Origin of the sequence: Geobacillus sp. LYN3 (genome assembly GCF_003064505.1) — a bacterium.
GTDB classification, from domain to species: Bacteria; Bacillota; Bacilli; order Bacillales; family Anoxybacillaceae; genus Parageobacillus_B; species Parageobacillus_B toebii.
In genome coordinates this window covers 500,752-518,967 of sequence record NZ_QCWL01000001.1, presented here as the reverse complement: position 1 = coordinate 518,967, position 18,216 = coordinate 500,752, and the positions used below count along the sequence as shown (strand labels likewise).

Sequence of the window (18,216 nt, the reverse complement as noted above, 5' to 3'; positions counted from 1 at the left end):
TGAAGCAGTCAAACTTCTTTGGAAGCCCCCACTTCAAATTTTCGCTAGAAATTAAGTGGGGGTAGTTCACTTACACCAGACGGACAAATTCATCAACAAGCAAAGCTGCATATTACTCCGACGGAAGTAAAAGAATGGGGCATTACTCCGGGAGAAAGCATCAATGTGTTCGAAACAGAAAAAGGGACGATCGCGCTGTTGACGTGCTATGACATTGAGTTTCCGGAAGCCGTTCGCATCGTTCGCGCCAAAGGAGCAGACGTCATCTTCTGCCCATCATGCACCGATGACCGTCATGGATTCCATCGCGTACGGTATTGCTGCCACGCGCGCGCCGTCGAAAACCAAGTGTATGTCGTCACGACAGGCACGGTCGGCTCGCTGCCAACCGTCGACTTCATGCGCGCCAACTTCGGCCAAGCCGCGGTCATTACACCAAACGATATTCCGTTCCCACCGCGCGGCATTTTAGTCGAAGGGGAAATCAACGACGACATGATTGTCACCGCCGACCTCGACTTGTCGCTGTTGTATAAAGTGCGGGAAAAAGGTTCGGTGACGACATGGCGCGACCGCCGCACCGACTTATATCCGGATTGGAAATAAGCGAAGCCAAAATGAAAACACGCAAACACCCGTGCATCATAAGCTTGCACGGGTGTTTTCTTTATTATAACGAGGCTTTAAATTTGTCAAACTGCTCGACAACTTTTTCTTCCGGCGCTTTTGTCAACAAGCTAACGACAACAATCGCGGCCAAGCTTGCTGCAAAACCTGGAATCATCTCATACAGCAAGTTTTTCAAATATTCCGATTGTGTCCAAAGAATCACGGTCATCGCTCCTGCGACCATGCCGGCAAACGCCCCCCATTTCGTCATGCGGCGCCAGAACAGGCTTAATAAAATGACTGGACCAAACGAAGCACCGAATCCTGCCCACGCATAACCGACCAAGTTTAAAATCGTATCGTTTTTCGTGTACGCGAACGCGGACGCTACTAACGCTACAATTAATACGGAAAGACGGCCGACGAAAATCAACTCTTTATCCGAAGCGGAACGACGGAATACCACTTTATATAAATCCTCTGTTAAGGAACTGGACGTAACAAGAAGCTGCGAAGAAATCGTACTCATAATGGCCGCTAAAATCGCCGCAAGCAAAAATCCGGTGATGAGCGGATGGAATAAAATTTCTCCAAGCTTGATAAATACGGTCTCCGGATCATCGAGCTTAGTGCCGTGCTGTGAAAAGTAAGCGATTCCAAACAGCCCTGTCAACATCGCGCCGACAACGGAGAAAATCATCCACCCCATTCCGATGCGGCGGGCGCTTTTCATTTCCTTGACCGACGAAATCGCCATAAAGCGGACAATAATGTGCGGCTGCCCGAAATAGCCAAGCCCCCACGCAAACAGCGAAATAATACCGAGGAAGCTAGTTCCTTTCCATAAATCGAGCAAATTAGGATCAATGTTTTTAATGGTAGTAAACGTATCGCCGACACCGCCCGTATGGAAAAGCGTTACGGCCGGGACAAGAATAAGAGCAATAAACATAATCGTTCCTTGCACAAAATCGGTCCAACTAACAGCCAAAAATCCTCCAAACAATGTATACGCCACAACGACGCCGGCAACAATCCATAATCCTGTATGATAACTTGCGCCAAATGAGTTTTGAAACAGCACCGCTCCAGACACAAGACCAGAAGATACATAAAAGGTAAAGAAAATCATAATAACAAGACCGGAAATTAACCGAAGCAGCTTCGATGTATCGCCGAATCTATTTTCCAAAAATTCCGGAATCGTAATCGAATCATTTGCCACTTCCGTATATACACGCAAACGAGGCGCAACATATAACCAGTTCGCATATGCTCCGAGCGTAAGCCCAATAACAATCCATGATGCACTTAATCCTTGCGCATACATTGCTCCTGGAAGCCCCATCAACAGCCAACCGCTCATATCGGAAGCCCCCGCACTGAGCGCTGTGACCGCAGGGCCTAACGTCCTTCCCCCAAGCATATAATCGGAAAGGTTGGACGTACGTTTATAAGCCCAATACCCAATAAGAAGCATCCCAATCATATACACTGCGACAGAAATCAATACCAAGGCATTCTCCCCTTTCCTTTGTTGCCTTCTCTATCATCATAACGAAAGAATATTATTTTTACAATAATAATTATAATTTTCCAATTGTTTAGAACATAAATATATTATAAGGTTTTCCAAAAAACAAAACGAATATTCAATTAATTTATAATATAAAAATAAACCACCCCACTTCTGCTACATTATTTTATAAAAATGAATATTCATTTGTTTCAAGACGGCTGGGGTCCGCTCTTTGCCGCATTGCAAAGCAAAGAAATCGATATGGCGATCTCCGGCATCACGATCAATGATAAGCGGAAACAAACATACGATTTCTCCATTCCTTATTTTGAATCCACCTATATGATTATGGTGAAAGAAAATAGTCCAATCAAAAATGCGCTTGACTTAAAAGGAAAAACGATCGGCGTTCAAAACGGCATCACGGGACAAGCAGCAGTAGAAAAATTGCTTGGAAAAGAAAATAAAAACATTAAAAAATTCGAAAAAACGGTTGTGGCGATTATGGACTTATTAAACGGCGGCGGCGAGGCGGTCGTTACGGACAACGCGGTGGCAAGCGAGTATGTGAAAAACAATCCGGATAAAAAAATCAAAACCATCGCCGATCCAGAACATTTCGAGTCTGAGTTTTACGGGCTGATGTTCCCAAAAGGAAGCGACTTGAAGCCAAAAGTGGACGAAGCGACAAGGTTTTTTACGGACCACAACAGCAAAAAGCTGGTCTTCGCCATGCTGCTTCCATCCGCAAACAAAAAAGAATCCTTCCCTCGCATTTAGGGAAGGCTAAACAGAACGACCCAGCTGCTTTGCCAGCCGTTCGCGAATGCGCGGATTTAACGTTTGCCACATCCATTTTTCAAATAGCTCCTTTTTTTCTTGAAATGGTAAATAGTAGCGCTCGCCTGCTTGTTGGCGCGCTCTCTCGGTTACATCGTATAACGCAAGCGCTGCCGCCACTGATATATTAAAACTTTGGACAAACCCATACATTGGAATCATAAACGTCGCATCAGCGGCACGAATCGCCTCTTGCGACACACCGCTATGCTCGTTGCCAAACAGAAGCGCTGTCGGCCGCGACACATCGATGTCGCCAAGGCGAAGCGTTCCTTCGCCGAGATAGCTGGCATACACTTGATACCCTTTTGCTTGCAGCTCTTTAATCGTCGTTACAATATCCGGTTTTTGCTGCAGCGTCAGCCATTTATCGGCATGTCGCGTCACAAGCGGGTTCGGCTGAAACGGCGCTTTTCCAGTGACGACATACACATCCTGCACGCCAAACGCTTCCGCTGTCCGCAACACCGCCGCTTGGTTATGCGGATCATCGACTGCTTCAGTCAATACCGTAATATAACGCGTCCGCTTTTGAAGTACATCATACATCCGCTTTAACCGTTCCGGTAAAATCATTTCCCAAATAAGACGCGTTTCTTCCGTCAACACCCCTTCTTTTTGCAGCTGTTCAATGAACGCTTTTGCTTCTTGCTCGTTCATTGCCATCACCTTCGTTTCTTCTAATAATCTACCTAGAACGAATCTCATTGTACAAAATTTTGACAATGCGAGCAAACACAACAAGCCGAAAAACTTCTTAATAAATCCATACATTCCCATTTTTTTATTGCCTATCATGAACCATAATACATATTACAAAGCAAATGATATATTTATTAGAATATTATTAATTTTATTTAAATAACAAAGATACCACTTATTTCATATATAAATACATTTACAAATATTTATCCAGCATGTACTATATTAAATGTAAACGCTTTAAAAATTTTTTAAAATAATTTATTTTTTTATTTGCTTTTTACAAAATTGTCCCGATCGATAGGAGGAAACGATTATGCAAACTCCAAAAAATGAACAAAAATTACATCGTGGATTAGAGGAAAGACATATTTCTCTTATGTCTCTTGGGGCAGCGATTGGGGTCGGGCTATTTCTTGGCTCTGCATCTTCCATCAAATTAGCGGGACCGGCGATTTTGATTGCTTATGCGGTAAGCGGCGCGGTCATGTTCTTGATTATGCGCGCACTCGGCGAAATGGCCGTGGAAAACCCGGTTGCCGGTTCATTCAGCCGCTACGCGCATGACTATTTAGGACCGCTTGCTGGTTATTTAACCGGGTGGAACTATTGGTTTTTATGGGTAGTTACTTGCATCGCGGAAATCACCGCTGCCGGCATTTATATGCAATTTTGGTTCCCTGATACGCCAAGATGGATATGGGCGCTAGCCGCTTTAATAATGATGACATTAATCAATTTCCTCGCTGTCAAGGCGTACGGGGAATTAGAATTTTGGTTTGCGCTTATTAAAATTGTCACCATTGTATTTATGATCATCGTTGGCTTGGGCATGATTCTGTTCGGAATCGGCAATGGCGGAGTCGCCACAGGCATCAGCAACCTTTGGGAACATGGCGGATTTCTCCCGAACGGCTTTACCGGTGTGTTAATGTCTTTGCAAATGGTAATGTTCGCCTACTTAGGAATCGAGATGCTCGGCGTCACTGCCGGAGAAGTAAAAAATCCGGAGAAATCGCTTACCCGCGCAATCAATACGGTCTTTTGGCGCATTTTAATTTTCTACGTGGGCGCATTATTTGTCATCATGTCCATTTACCCTTGGAACGAAATCGGCGAAAAAGGAAGCCCGTTTGTCTTAACATTTGAAAAAATCGGCATTCACGCCGCTGCGGGAATCATCAACTTTGTCGTTTTAACGGCTGCGTTGTCTTCCTGCAACAGTGGAATTTTCAGCACAAGCCGCATGCTCTTCAACTTGGCTGAGCAAAAAGAAGCACCGCCTTCCTTCGCTAAACTGACAAAGCGCGGAATTCCAGGCGTCGCCCTCATCGTCACGGCGTTAGCGATGTTAGTCGGTGTGTATTTAAACTACGTTTCCGAAAAAGTATTCCAATGGGTCACAAGTGTCGCGACATTTGGCGCGATTTGGACATGGGCGATTATTTTGCTTTCGCAATTGCACTTCCGTAAACGCTTAAGCCCAGAAAAGCAAAAACAATTAAAGTATAAAATGCCGCTTTATCCTTATAGCTCTTATATCGCTCTCGCCTTTTTAGTCGGAGTTGTCGGTTTAATGGCATATTTCCCTGACACACGAATCGCACTTATCATTGGACCAGCCTGGCTCATCTTGCTCGTTGTCGTCTATTATGCAAAAGGCATGCATAAGCGCCATGCCTACCCTTCTGATAAAAAACTAGTTAGCTAAACAACCGTCTCCATCCCTTTTATAGGGATGGAGATGTTTATTTTTTTACATCCTTCTTCATGTTCATTGATGATCACTTCTCCCTTCCCCCTGTTACATACCAACACCGTCATTCAATTAATATTGTTCAATATTTCACAAACTATTCAATAATAGATTGTTCTAGGCGCCAATAAATATAGTATTGTATAGTTGAAATCTGTTATATATATTTTTTCAGTCTGTTATAGTTACAGGCGATTGGGAGGGGATCTGTTATGAAACAAGCTACTACTGTATTAGACCCGTGGCGAAATTTTAAAGGGTCAAAATGGAAAAAATCCATTGACGTCCGTGACTTTATTTTAAACAACGTCACCGTTTACTATGGGGATGAGTCATTTCTAGAAGGGCCTACAGAAGCGACGAAGAAACTATGGGAACAAGTGATGGAATTGTCGAAACAAGAACGCGAAAAAGGCGGCGTTCTCGATATGGATACATCCATTGTTTCCACCATCACTTCCCACAGACCGGGTTATTTAAACAAAGACTTGGAAAAAATTGTTGGTTTTCAAACAGATAAACCGTTTAAGCGCGCATTAATGCCGTTCGGAGGCATCCGCATGGCGCAACAATCATGCGAAGCATACGGCTACAAAGTAAGCGACGAAGTGAAAAAAATTTTTACCGAATACCGAAAAACCCATAACCAAGGTGTGTTTGACGTTTACACCGAAGAGATGAAATTAGCGCGCAAAGCGGGAATTATCACCGGCCTTCCAGACGCATATGGACGCGGCCGCATTATTGGCGACTATCGCCGCGTGGCGTTATACGGTGTCGATCGTCTGATTGAAGAAAAACAAAAGGATTTGAAAAACACTGGCGCAAGAACGATGACGGAAGACATTATCCGCCTTCGCGAGGAAATTGCTGAACAAATTCGCGCGTTAAACGAATTGAAACAAATGGCATTAAGCTACGGTTACGACATTTCCGAACCAGCGCAAAACGCACACGAAGCATTCCAATGGCTCTATTTCGCTTATCTTGCCGCTATTAAAGAACAAAACGGCGCAGCGATGAGCTTAGGCCGCGTGTCCACCTTCTTAGACATTTATATCGAACGCGACCTGCAAGAAGGTACGCTAACAGAAAAAGAAGCGCAGGAACTTGTCGACCATTTTGTGATGAAATTGCGCCTTGTCAAATTCGCCAGAACACCGGAATATAACGAACTATTCAGCGGCGACCCGACATGGGTAACAGAATCGATCGGCGGAATGGCGATCGATGGTCGTCCGTTAGTCACGAAAAACTCGTTCCGCTTCCTTCATACGTTGGATAACTTAGGACCTGCGCCAGAGCCAAACTTAACGGTACTTTGGTCGAAACAATTGCCGGAAGCGTTCAAAGAATATTGCGCGAAAATGTCGATAAAAACAAGCTCGATTCAATATGAAAACGACGACTTAATGCGCGTGGAATTCGGCGATGACTACGGAATTGCTTGCTGCGTATCGCCAATGAGAATTGGCAAGCAAATGCAATTTTTCGGAGCGCGCGCCAACCTTGCGAAAGCATTGTTATATGCGATTAATGGCGGCGTTGATGAAAAATTAAAAATACAAGTTGGTCCTGAGTTTGCGCCAATTACATCCGAATATTTAGATTACGATGAAGTCATGCGTAAGTTTGATCATGTACTTGAATGGCTTGCGGAACTTTATATTAATACACTCAATGTCATTCATTACATGCACGATAAATATTGTTATGAACGCATTGAAATGGCGCTTCATGATTCGCATATTTTACGCACGATGGCAACTGGTATCGCCGGACTATCGGTTGTCGCTGATTCGTTAAGTGCGATCAAATACGCAAAAGTCAAACCGATTCGAGATGAAAACGGCATTGCCGTTGATTTTGAAATCGAAGGAGATTTCCCGAAATACGGAAATAACGATGATCGCGTCGACCAAATTGCGGTTGATTTAGTCGAACGTTTTATGACGAAATTGAAAAAACATAAAACGTATCGCGATTCAAAACATACGTTATCGATTTTAACGATTACATCGAACGTCGTATACGGGAAAAAGACAGGAAATACGCCAGATGGCCGTCGCGCTGGCGAACCGTTTGCTCCGGGAGCGAACCCGCTGCACGGCCGTGACACGAAGGGAGCGCTCGCTTCGTTAAGCTCTGTCGCGAAATTGCCATTTGAACATGCATTAGATGGCATTTCTAATACGTTCTCAATCGTGCCGAAAGCTTTAGGAAAAGAAGAGCAAACCCGTGTTCGCAACCTTGTCGCCATTTTAGATGGTTACATGGAAAAAGGCGGACACCATCTCAACATTAACGTGTTGAATCGTGAAACGTTATTAGATGCAATGGAACATCCAGAAAAATATCCGCAATTAACGATTCGCGTCTCTGGATATGCCGTCAACTTCATTAAATTAACTCGTGAACAACAAATTGACGTCATTAACCGCACGTTCCACGAAACGATGTAACGATCTCCCCCTCCTTCTTGAGGGGGTATATTTCTCTTAGGAAGGAGACCATCCGATGAAAGGGTTTATTCATTCGATTGAGACATGCGGCACCGTCGACGGCCCAGGCCTTCGCTATGTCATCTTCACACAAGGATGCTTGCTGCGCTGTCAATATTGTCATAACGCCGACACATGGGAAATCGGAAAAGGAAAAGAAATGACCGTAGAAGAAATTATCGATGATGTAAAAACATATTTGCCGTTTATCAACGCTTCCGGCGGCGGAATTACCGTCAGCGGCGGAGAACCTTTGCTACAAATCGACTTTTTAATCGAGCTATTTAAAGCATGCAAAAAACTCGGCATTCATACAGCGATCGATTCGTCAGGGGGATGCTACACAGCGGAAGCGTCGTTCCAGCAAAAATTAAACGAATTGCTTTCCTATACTGATTTAATTTTGCTTGATTTAAAACATATCGATGAAAAAAAACATCGGAAACTGACAGGAAAAACAAATAAACATATTTTACAATTTGCTCGGTTCTTATCCGAAAAAAACGTTCCTGTTTGGATCCGGCATGTTCTCGTTCCAACCATTACAGACGACCCGAATGATTTGCGCAGTCTCGCCGCTTTTATTCGTACGTTAAATAATGTGGAAAAAATTGAAATTCTCCCGTACCATAAACTAGGGGTATACAAATGGAAAGCGCTTGGATTGAAGTATCCTTTGGAAGGAATTGAACCTCCTTCGGAAGAAAGCGTACAAATGGCCCAACAAATCTTAAATGGAACGGAAAATAGCACGCCTCTTACGTAATGTAAGAGTTTTTTTCTGATTTCACATAATAGATAATCTAACACCTATATTATGTTTAGAAGATCAGCAAATGGCTTTCTCAATTCCTTCGCCGCAGAGTGGGACTTTGGGATATACACACAGAAAAAGGATGGCTCACCGCGCTTTACCAGCGAACATAGGAGCCATCCTTTTTCGATGGAGAAGGCTTGTTGTAAACTCCTTTAAACGACTGACAATAATATGAACTAAATCGATGGGGCAACCTCTATTCTGGCGCTTTCATATATGCCTGTCTCGGATGATTCGGTTGGTCAGGATATTTCAAGCAAATTTTCCCTTCCTCTAATAATTTTCCTAAATAGTTGTTTCTTAATCCGTCTGGCGTTCTTTCCAATAGTGCCGCTAGTTCCTTTAACATCAGCGGTCTTTGCGCACAAAGCTGCAAAATAATATTTTCCATCACACTTGGAGGCAATCGTTTTTTCCTTCTCGCCAACTCCGCAATGTTCCATAGTTTTTCATCGATTTCGCTCTTCTCTTTGTACGGATCAGATGAAGATGGTTCATTATTTATGGAGTCCGAACCGTTATTTATGGAGTTAGGTTCGTTATTTACGGAGTCAGCATCGTTATTTACGAAGTCAACGCCGTTATTTATGGAGTTTGGCGATTTATTCACGGAGTTGTCTTGTTTATTCACGGAGTTTTCTTCGCTATTTATAGAGTTATCTTCGTTATTTATGGAGTTAAGATGCTTATTTACGGAGTTTAAATCTTCTTCCGTTAACGTAAGATCCATTTCACTATCATCATGCTGTTCTATATCTTGATGCATATCTGTTTCATATGATGCAGCTGTTTCATTTGGAAAATCGAACGGATACAATATCACAACCGTTCGTTCCGGATTCGAATGCTGGATAAATTCAGGCTGCTTGTATTGAGGGTTGCTCCATGTTGTGACAATATGCTTCAATCCGAAGCCGGCTCGCTTGCAAAGGCCGATCAAAATAAACATTTTAAACAAATTCGGATTGCGGAGATTACTCATATGGCCGGAAAGCGCAGAATCGATCGGAATGCGAAATAGGCCTGGGTTGGCAAAGCGAAACACGCCATTTTCTTTCTCAACGATAATTCCGCCTTCTCCTAAATAATCCGCATGTACAATCGCGTTTACAAGCGCCTCGTGCAGCGCTATTTGCATGGAGCGATCCATATCATTATTTTTAAGCTGTGAGATCACTTTAAAATAAAAATCGTATAAGTTGCCAGACCATGTGCCATCTTGTGAGGTGAATCGCTTTGTCCAATCGTTCGTTACTATACCGTTCAAACTTTCCCGATATTCGAGAAAATATTGCGGTAAAACTTCTGTAATAATCCGTTCCTCACTAAACATCAATAACCCTGCTAATGTAACTCCTTCTTTGCTGCTATCTCGCAATTTTCCCCATGCACCGATCTTGTATAAAAATTCTTTCGTCTCCAACCCATTCCATGGATGGTTTGGCTTGACAACTGCAAACTTTTCCCGGTAGCTTTTCACCGATTCAAAATTTAATTCATGCAGTCCATAGTGTTCCAAAATGGAACTATCATGCCAAACAGTTGAATTCCCATCATAAAAACTTGAATATTTATTCACTTCCGATCTTCCTTTAATTATTATTTTATAAAAATATTTACTTCCTTCTTTATTCTTATTGTATCATCTTTCGTTTTCGTTGCGTGTAGTTGCCAAAAAAAGAAGAAAGAAGATGCCCAACACGTTTATTGCATGTTGGAAAATAGATGGATAGTTTTTCTAAAAGTGAGCAAAACTAATATAAATTAAAACACAGTAAGGGGGCTTTTGTTACATATGCTATCTCTTCCTTCATCACTAGAGTCGTATTGGCGGACATCTGTCGCGCTGCCATCGTTTTCGAAACTGACAGAAGATATTCGCACCGATGTCGCCATTATCGGCGGAGGAATTTCTGGTATCACGACCGCTTATTTGCTTGCTAAAAAGGGAGTGCGCGTTACTTTATTGGAAGCGGATCGTCTTCTGAACGGAACGACAGGGCATACGACCGCGAAAATTACAGCCCAGCATGATATCATTTATGATGAATTGATCAACCACTTTGGACAGGAAAAGGCAAAACTGTACTACGAAGCATGTATGGAAGCATTGCGTTTTATTCGAAGTACAATCGAACAAGAAGCGATTGACTGCGATTTTATTGAACAAGATGCATATATATACACCGATTCTTCCTCATCGTTAACAAAATTAATAAACGAAATGGAACAGCGGCGACCGCACATGGGACTGCCCTTGCCACGGCTCGCGATTCTCCATTCACGGCGATGTTGTCGAAGGACCGGCGCAACGGCCTTTAAACAAAATTGAGGACTATCCATCATAGCAAGAAGCTGCTCTATGAGGCGGCTCTTTTTTATTCCTGCAAATATTATGATAATATGGAAATGTACTTCAATTTGTGATCTTCACGATCAATGCAAAGCATCTCTCTTTTTTTTATAATATTTTTATAGAAAGGAGTGATATCCATGCCAATCGAGCCAATTTTTCTCACTCCTATTTTTCAAGAGCGAATTTGGGGCGGCACGAAATTGGCGGACGAATTCGGCTATTCCATCCCGTCAACACACACAGGGGAATGCTGGGCAGTTTCCGCACATCCAAACGGACAAACCGTGATTAAAAACGGGCCGTTTCAAGGAATGACGCTTGGACAATTATGGGAAGAGCGACGCGACTTATTCGGCCACTTTCCATCAGACCGTTTTCCTTTGTTGACGAAAATTTTAGATGCCAACGCTGATTTATCAGTGCAAGTGCATCCTGATGACGCATACGCACAAAAACATGAAAATGGCGAATTTGGAAAAACAGAATGTTGGTATATTATTGACTGCAAAAAAGATGCGGAACTTGTTTACGGACATCATGCGAAAACGAAAGAAGAACTGAAAGAAATGATGGAAACCGGCCAATGGGACAAGTTGCTTCGCAGAATTCCGATTAAACCTGGCGACTTTTTCTATGTCCCTAGCGGCACAATTCACGCCCTTTGCGAAGGGACGCTTGTCTTAGAAACACAACAAAGCTCTGACACAACATACCGCGTCTATGACTATGACCGTGTCGACAGCAACGGGAAAAAACGCGAACTGCATTTAGACAAAGCGTTAGACGTCATTACCGTTCCACATCGCGACGCGAATGTTCATCCGAACATCACCCAAGTTGACGATGCCACGATTACAACATTTATCGAAAGCGACTACTTTGGCGTACAAAAATGGGAGATTAATGGAACTGTCAACTTGGACCAAACGAAACATTTTCTCATCGTTAGCGTCCTTAATGGAGAAGGCAAGCTAGTGTCGGAAGGCGGTTCATACGATCTAAAAAAAGGGGATCATTTCATTCTTCCATATCAATTTGGGCGTTTTTCCATAAACGGAACGCTCGAAATGATTGCTTCATGGCCTCTAGTACAAAAAGGAGCTGCCTCTTAAATATGAGACAGCTCCCTTTCTTTTTACGATATAATCAATCTTCATTTACCGCTTTAGCATGGGAAGTTGGATATTCTTTTTCCCAAAAGTCCGCGCCGGTAATGCCTAGTTTCACCGGATCAAAGACTGGGTCTTTGCCAGCCTTTTTCTGTTCTTCAAAATCTTTAAGAACTTTTAATGCTGGTTTCGTTAGTAAAAGAATCGCGATAATGTTGAGCCATGCCATGCTTCCAACACCGATATCGCCAAGTGTCCAAGCTAGTTTTGCTGTTTTGACGCATCCGTAAAACACTACCCCTAAAATCGCCACTTTTAACACATATTGTTGCCAGCTAGCTTTCATTCTCCTTGTAATATAAGCTAAATTTGTTTCTGCCATATAGTAATACGCCATAATGGTCGTAAACGCAAAGAAGAATAGAGCAACCGCAACAAACGGGGCACCGAATCCTGGGAATACCGTTTCAACTGCTTTCTGCGTAAAAATAGGTCCCGGCTCTACATCGCCAAGTTTTTGCACAATCGGCGCCTTTCCTTCCGGTGTCACGTTATACATGCCGGTAATTAAAATCATAAATGCAGTTGCCGAACAAACAAACCATGTATCGACATAGACCGAAAATGCTTGAACTAAGCCTTGTTTTGCTGGGTGCGACACCTCTGCGGCAGCGGCTGCATGCGGTGCAGTTCCTTGTCCCGCTTCATTGGAATAAATTCCCCGTTTGACTCCCCACGAAATTGCGGCACCAAGAATTCCTCCAAACGCCGCATCCATACCAAAGGCGCTTCGGAAAATTAAGCTGAGTACATGAGGGAGTTCGGTAATATTCGCAAATACGATAAATAAAGCCACTATAATGTATCCTAACGCCATAAATGGAACAATCAATTCGGCCGCACGGGCAATCCGCTTCACACCCCCGAAAATAATGGCGCCTAAAAGAACGGCAATTCCGATTCCTGTAATCGTCGGACTGATGCCAAACGCGTTTTCCATTCCCGCGGCAATGCTGTTGGCTTGCACACCCGGCAACAGCACCCCGGTCGCCAACACCGTAACAATAGCAAACAATACCGCATACCATTTCATTTTTAGCCCTTTTTCAATATAGTAGGCTGGTCCGCCGCGAAACTGACCGTCCTGCTTCGTTTTATACACCTGCGCGAGCGCTGCTTCCACAAAAGCGGAACCTGCCCCTACGAAAGCAATGAGCCACATCCAAAATACGGCACCAGGACCTCCATATGCAATAGCAGTCGCGACACCTGCTATGTTTCCTGTCCCGACCCGTCCGGACAACGCGAGCGATAAAGCCTGGAAAGAAGAAATTCCTGCTTCAGAGCTCTTGCCTTGAAACATTTGTTTAATCATTTCTTTCATATGCCTCACTTGCAAAAAGCGAGTGAGCAACGAATAGAAAAGACCGGTTGCCAAACAAAGATAGACCAAATATTGGCTCCAAATAATATCGTTTAACCACTCTACAAATTTTTCCATATACATCCCTCCTGTATAAATATCACTATAATATAATTATTATAAAATATTTTCAATTTTCTTTTAATACAAAAAATTAAAAAAGGTCCTTGGAATAAAGAACCTTTTTTAATTCATATTTCTTCCAATTTTGCAAACCGCTGCAATGTTCCGAGCGGTTTGGGTAACATAATACCGAGCATTTGCTAATGCTTTTTCTAATGGAATAATTCCCGGGACAATGCTATAAAGGGCATCAATTCCATGGCTTCGCACGACATCGCTGTCATCGGATACAGAGCCGGCAATGGCAATAACTGGAATATTGTGTCGCTTGGCCGCTTTTGCTACGCCGATCGGCGTTTTTCCAAAAATCGTCTGCCTATCGATTCGTCCTTCCCCCGTAATCACTAGCGATGCGCCTTGAATTCGTTCATGAAAATTCACCGTTTCTAACACAATCTCCACTCCGCGCTTCAGCTTCGCCTCGAGAAAGGCAAGCAATCCAGCGCCAAGTCCTCCAGCCGCCCCGGCACCAGGAATATCTTTTACTTGCTTTCCTAACACTCGTTCAATGACATCCGCATAGTGCTTTAAATTGCTATCCAGTGTCGCGACCATTTCGGGCGTCGCTCCTTTTTGTGGACCGAAAATCGCCGAGGCGCCTTTTGGACCTGTCAACGGATTATCAACATCGCACGCAACTTCAATTTTTACATGTTTTAGCCGCACATCGAGCCCAGAAAGGTCAATGTCGGCAAGCTCGGATAAGCTCCCGCCCCCAGGTCCGATTTCCTTTCCATGCCGGTCTAAAAGACGCCCGCCAAGCGCCTGAATCATGCCAGCCCCGCCATCGTTTGTCGCGCTTCCACCGATGCCGATAATAATATGCTCGGCTCCTTCGTCTAGCGCAGCGAGAATCAATTCCCCTGTCCCTCTCGTTGTCGTCACAAGCGGATTTCTCTTTTCACTTGGAACAAGGTGCAATCCAGAGGCGGCCGCCATTTCAATGACTGCTGTTTTTCCATCCCCAAGCATGCCAAAAAAGGCTTGGACACGATCCCCAAGTGGTCCTGTCACTTCCGTTTTCACAATTCGCCCGCCTGTCGCATCGACCAATGATTGAACCGTCCCTTCTCCGCCGTCTGCCATCGGAATTTTCACGTATTCCGCTTCAGGAAATATATCGCGGAACCCTTTTTCAATCGCGTTCGCCACCTCAAGCGCGGATAGGCTTTCTTTAAACGAATCTGGCGCAATAATCACTTTCATCCTCTTTCCTCCTCATTGTGATTATGAAAATCATTGGAAGACTCCGAAAATCAGCATCGATACGACAGCCAGTGTCAAGCCGATGAGTGACTCATACGGAATTAGTTTCAGCCGTTCTTTGACCTCCATATGGACGCTGCCCGCTGTCGCGTGGAAGAAGCTTCCGTGCGGCAAATGATCCAATACGGTCGCCCCGGCATGAACCATCGCTGCCCCGGCTAATGCGGAAATACCTAGACTCATCATCGTTTCACCAAATACACTGCTGGCAACAGCTGTTCCCGCCGTCGTGGAAGCAGTCGCCCCAGACATCAAAATCCCGGAAATCGGCGCTAGCACGTATGCTGGTAACCCGAAATGATCCAAACCGTTAATGATAACATCTTTTAGCGAGGAATTGGCAACAATGCCCGCTAATGTCCCTGTTCCGACTAACATGATGGCAACGTCAGACATTTTGGATAACCCGGATATGGCATAATCATTCAACTTCTTCCCTTTTTTCATCGCCAACGCACCAACGATACCGCCAACCGGAAGGGCGATCATTGGGTCAATCGCAATATCAAACAACGGCCGCAATGCAAGCAATACTATCGCGACAAGCGGAGCAATAATAGCCGCAAAGAACGAAGGAGTTTGTCCGCTGCTTTTTCTTTCCTGCACGTCATAAATAAGCGTTCCTTTTTGCGCAAGTTTTCTGGCGATGATATACGTAACAGCGAGCCCGAATATTGCTGGAACGGCTCCAGCTGCCATTAATGATGTCAGCGGAATATGGAATGCATCCGCAGCAGCGATGGCATTCGGGTTCGGTGACATAATGTTCCCCGCCTTCCCGCCGCCAATCATCGCCAGCAAAATCGCCGTTTTTGATAAGTTGGCGCGGCTTGCGATCGCTAACGCAATCGGCGCAACGGTAATGACTGCGACATCCACAAACACGCCGATCGCAGTCAGCAGCGCTGTCGCCACTGAAAGCGCAAGCAAAGCCCGCGTTTCCCCAAGCTTTCGAACGATCGTTTCAGCGATCGCTGCCGCTGCCCCCGATTCCATTAAAACCCCGGCTAACACTCCTGCCGCCAAAATGCGCAATACCGCAGGAACCATTTCTTTTGCTCCATCCATCATCACCGTGACCGTATCTGTCACGTTTCCCCCGCCAATGATTCCGCCGACAAAAGCACCAGCAATCATCCCGTAGGCGGGGGAAACTTTCCGTAAAATCAACACAATGGCAACAACCAGTGCTACGATGGCTCCTGCGGCGCTTACTTGAATATCCATAACAGATTCCCCTTTCATACAAACAACGCCCTCATGAACATGACCAATTTTCTCTTTATCTCCAAAACCAATAATGATACCTTCTCATTCCATCACATCTATATTTCTCCCTAAAATCTTCATCATCCGATTAACGATAACCCCTTTGTAAATGGATACAACACATCTCCTTCCTTCTTCAACATTTTCACAATAATCGCTTCAATTTTCTTTTTTATCATAATGATTGTAAAAATAAGAAAAAGGAGTGTCAAATATGGTTCAAACGAAACGATGGATGACAGGCGTCATGAACAAGACAACATCAAGTAAAAAGGATTCTTCATCACTCTCATGATGAAGAATCCTTTTTGTTACTTTTTCTCTTTTCCCACTGCTTTTTTTATGATTATCGGTTTCTCTTCCAAGCTGGAAAACGGCATTGCCTCCATGTTTCGATAAGTAATATTTTCAGGATCCAACCCGTTGCCTAACGAACCGTAAACATGTCCTTGCCGCGGCTCGATCAGCTCGTTTTGCTGATAATATACTCTCGGTGTTTTCCAAAGCGCGGCTAACGCTTTTCCCATTGGCAATTCGTGATACCGATCCGGCCACATTCGTTTAATGTGCTCCTTCACTAACGGGTAATATTTCGAGCTCATCGCTGGAAACAGATGATGTTCGGTATGATACGAGAAGTTAAAGTGAAGCACATCTATCCACTTTGGCACCGTTACGGTAAGGCTGTTTGCCAGCGGATCATTTACCGGCACTAACGGATTTAAACGATGGTTCGTGGAAATATAGCTCATTACAATAAAATTAGCAATCAGCAAAGGCAGCAAAAAGGCAAAAAACCAACGCTCAAATCCAATGAAAAACAACAGCCCAATCCATGTGGACCATGGCAGGAAAAACTGAAGCAGCACCACACTGCGATTTTTCGGCTGAAAATCTTTGAAGAAATAGATTAACATCTTGATAGAATGAAGCGTAAACATAACAGACAATGAACTAAAAGCGAAAAACGCACGAATTGGAAACGGAATTTTGTATACCCAGCGCAATAGACGGCTTTTGGCTAACCTTTCTAAACTAGGCCATGCATCCGGATCCATTTCTTCATCTTGTGTGTGTACATGATGAGTCACATTGTGCCATTTTCGCCACAGCTTCGGACCTGTGCATAGCGGCCAAAATGCGATTGCGCCAAGAATATCACGCAGCCACGGCTTTCGTACGACCGTGCCGTGCAAAATTTCATGTCCTAAAAACCCCAATGCCGCAAAGCTGAAACCTAACACAACAGCTAGGAGGAGATTCCATACCGGATGAAGATGCAAGAGAGAAACAGCGAGGATGCAGCCGATGGTTAACGACAAATAAGCGAAACCTCCAAATAGGCGGGACGGAACAGGTTGAAACGCCTTTTTCGGTAAATGTGGAGAAATCCTGGCGGCATACCAACCGAACGTATGAAACTCTTTCATTGAATAGCTCCTTTCAAATCCACCTTCGATTGACAAGCAACTGCTCGTAATCTCACCTTTCGGGTCATCGCATCGATTCAATGCTTAAAATCAATGAAGGGTATTATATTTCATAACCATATACGTGGATATCAAATCAGACAATTACATATCCATCATTCATTATTGGTTATTTAAAACTCATGCTAACACTTTTTAGCTTGTCCTGTCAATAAATTATTATGTAGTTCTATGACTTAGTATTAAACGATGATGTATAAAATTTTGTGTAAAGCATTTTACTAGATCAAAAGTACGTAATACCTTAAATCGTGTTCGGAAAAAAGATCAATTCGAAGTGGCAGAGGACCTCAAGCTGATTTATCGCGCGCCGAATAAGGAGATGGCATTACAGATGTTTCAACAGTTTGAGTCGAAATGGTCAAGCAAGTATCCGAGAGAAGTTCAATCTTGGGCCAATGAGTTGGATGTCCTCCTTACATTTATGGATTATCCA

At 43.9% G+C, this 18,216-nt stretch carries 12 protein-coding genes and 4 pseudogenes; 9 read left to right on the top strand and 7 right to left on the bottom strand.

Annotation, left to right across the window (positions count from 1 at the left end; all coding sequences use genetic code 11):
• Window positions 1-72: 72 nt before the first annotated feature.
• A pseudogene (locus DCC82_RS02705) lies at window positions 73-606 on the top strand (nitrilase-related carbon-nitrogen hydrolase); the annotation flags it as partial.
• Window positions 607-670: 64 nt separating this feature from the next.
• On the opposite strand, the gene putP reads toward DCC82_RS02705, so the two are convergent.
• Complete coding sequence (gene putP / locus DCC82_RS02700; protein ID WP_015865383.1) at window positions 671-2,125, bottom strand: sodium/proline symporter PutP; 1,455 nt, start codon at window positions 2,123-2,125, stop codon at window positions 671-673.
• Between the two features lie 195 nt (window positions 2,126-2,320).
• On the opposite strand from putP, the pseudogene DCC82_RS02695 reads away from it, so the two are divergent.
• Window positions 2,321-2,821, top strand: a pseudogene (locus tag DCC82_RS02695) (transporter substrate-binding domain-containing protein); the annotation flags it as partial.
• A gap of 93 nt (window positions 2,822-2,914) precedes the next feature.
• Here DCC82_RS02695 and DCC82_RS02690 read toward each other — a convergent pair.
• Window positions 2,915-3,628: a TrmH family RNA methyltransferase gene (locus tag DCC82_RS02690; RefSeq protein ID WP_015865385.1), complete on the bottom strand. Its 714-nt coding sequence runs from the start codon at window positions 3,626-3,628 to the stop codon at window positions 2,915-2,917.
• Between the two features lie 358 nt (window positions 3,629-3,986).
• Between DCC82_RS02690 and DCC82_RS02685 the strand changes: the two genes are divergently transcribed.
• The 3 genes from DCC82_RS02685 (at window position 3,987) to pflA (ending at window position 8,693) form a co-directional block, all read left to right on the top strand.
• Entirely contained in the window at window positions 3,987-5,381 is a 1,395-nt protein-coding gene (locus DCC82_RS02685; protein WP_097353977.1) for an amino acid permease, read from the top strand.
• Window positions 5,382-5,638: 257 nt separating this feature from the next.
• Window positions 5,639-7,888 carry a formate C-acetyltransferase gene (gene pflB, locus DCC82_RS02680; protein WP_015865387.1) on the top strand — a complete coding sequence of 750 codons (2,250 nt, stop codon included), beginning with the start codon at window positions 5,639-5,641 and terminating at the stop codon, window positions 7,886-7,888.
• A gap of 55 nt (window positions 7,889-7,943) precedes the next feature.
• Window positions 7,944-8,693 carry a pyruvate formate-lyase-activating protein gene (pflA, locus tag DCC82_RS02675; protein ID WP_097353976.1) on the top strand — a complete coding sequence of 250 codons (750 nt, stop codon included), beginning with the start codon at window positions 7,944-7,946 and terminating at the stop codon, window positions 8,691-8,693.
• Between the two features lie 247 nt (window positions 8,694-8,940).
• Here pflA and DCC82_RS02670 read toward each other — a convergent pair whose 3' ends face one another.
• A complete protein-coding gene (locus tag DCC82_RS02670) occupies window positions 8,941-10,323 on the bottom strand; it encodes an ATP-binding protein (RefSeq protein ID WP_097353975.1) in 1,383 nt (460 codons plus the stop codon).
• 216 nt (window positions 10,324-10,539) lie between these two features.
• Here DCC82_RS02670 and DCC82_RS02665 point away from each other — a divergent pair.
• The 3 genes and pseudogenes from DCC82_RS02665 to manA all read left to right on the top strand — a co-directional run.
• A pseudogene (locus DCC82_RS02665) lies at window positions 10,540-10,974 on the top strand (FAD-dependent oxidoreductase); the annotation flags it as partial.
• 49 nt (window positions 10,975-11,023) lie between these two features.
• Window positions 11,024-11,092 (top strand): hypothetical protein, encoded by a 69-nt coding sequence (locus DCC82_RS18655; RefSeq protein ID WP_097354909.1) that lies wholly within the window; start codon window positions 11,024-11,026, stop codon window positions 11,090-11,092.
• 145 nt (window positions 11,093-11,237) lie between these two features.
• On the top strand, window positions 11,238-12,212 hold the full coding sequence (gene manA, locus DCC82_RS02655) for a mannose-6-phosphate isomerase, class I (protein WP_097353974.1): 975 nt from the start codon (window positions 11,238-11,240) through the stop codon (window positions 12,210-12,212).
• Between the two features lie 34 nt (window positions 12,213-12,246).
• Here the strand turns inward: manA and DCC82_RS02650 are convergent, their stop codons facing one another.
• The 4 genes from DCC82_RS02650 to desB all read right to left on the bottom strand — a co-directional run bounded on the left by DCC82_RS02650 (window position 12,247) and on the right by desB (window position 17,720).
• A complete protein-coding gene (locus tag DCC82_RS02650) occupies window positions 12,247-13,710 on the bottom strand; it encodes an alanine/glycine:cation symporter family protein (protein ID WP_097353973.1) in 1,464 nt (487 codons plus the stop codon).
• 108 nt (window positions 13,711-13,818) lie between these two features.
• Complete coding sequence (locus DCC82_RS02645) at window positions 13,819-14,961, bottom strand: glycerate kinase (RefSeq protein ID WP_097353972.1); 1,143 nt, start codon at window positions 14,959-14,961, stop codon at window positions 13,819-13,821.
• 30 nt (window positions 14,962-14,991) lie between these two features.
• Window positions 14,992-16,248, bottom strand: a complete 1,257-nt coding sequence (locus DCC82_RS02640; protein WP_097353971.1) for a GntP family permease — start codon at window positions 16,246-16,248, stop codon at window positions 14,992-14,994.
• 353 nt (window positions 16,249-16,601) lie between these two features.
• Complete coding sequence (gene desB, locus DCC82_RS02635; protein WP_097353970.1) at window positions 16,602-17,720, bottom strand: Delta(10) desaturase DesB; 1,119 nt, start codon at window positions 17,718-17,720, stop codon at window positions 16,602-16,604.
• 256 nt (window positions 17,721-17,976) lie between these two features.
• On the opposite strand from desB, the pseudogene DCC82_RS02630 reads away from it, so the two are divergent.
• Window positions 17,977-18,216, top strand: a pseudogene (locus DCC82_RS02630) (transposase); the annotation flags it as partial.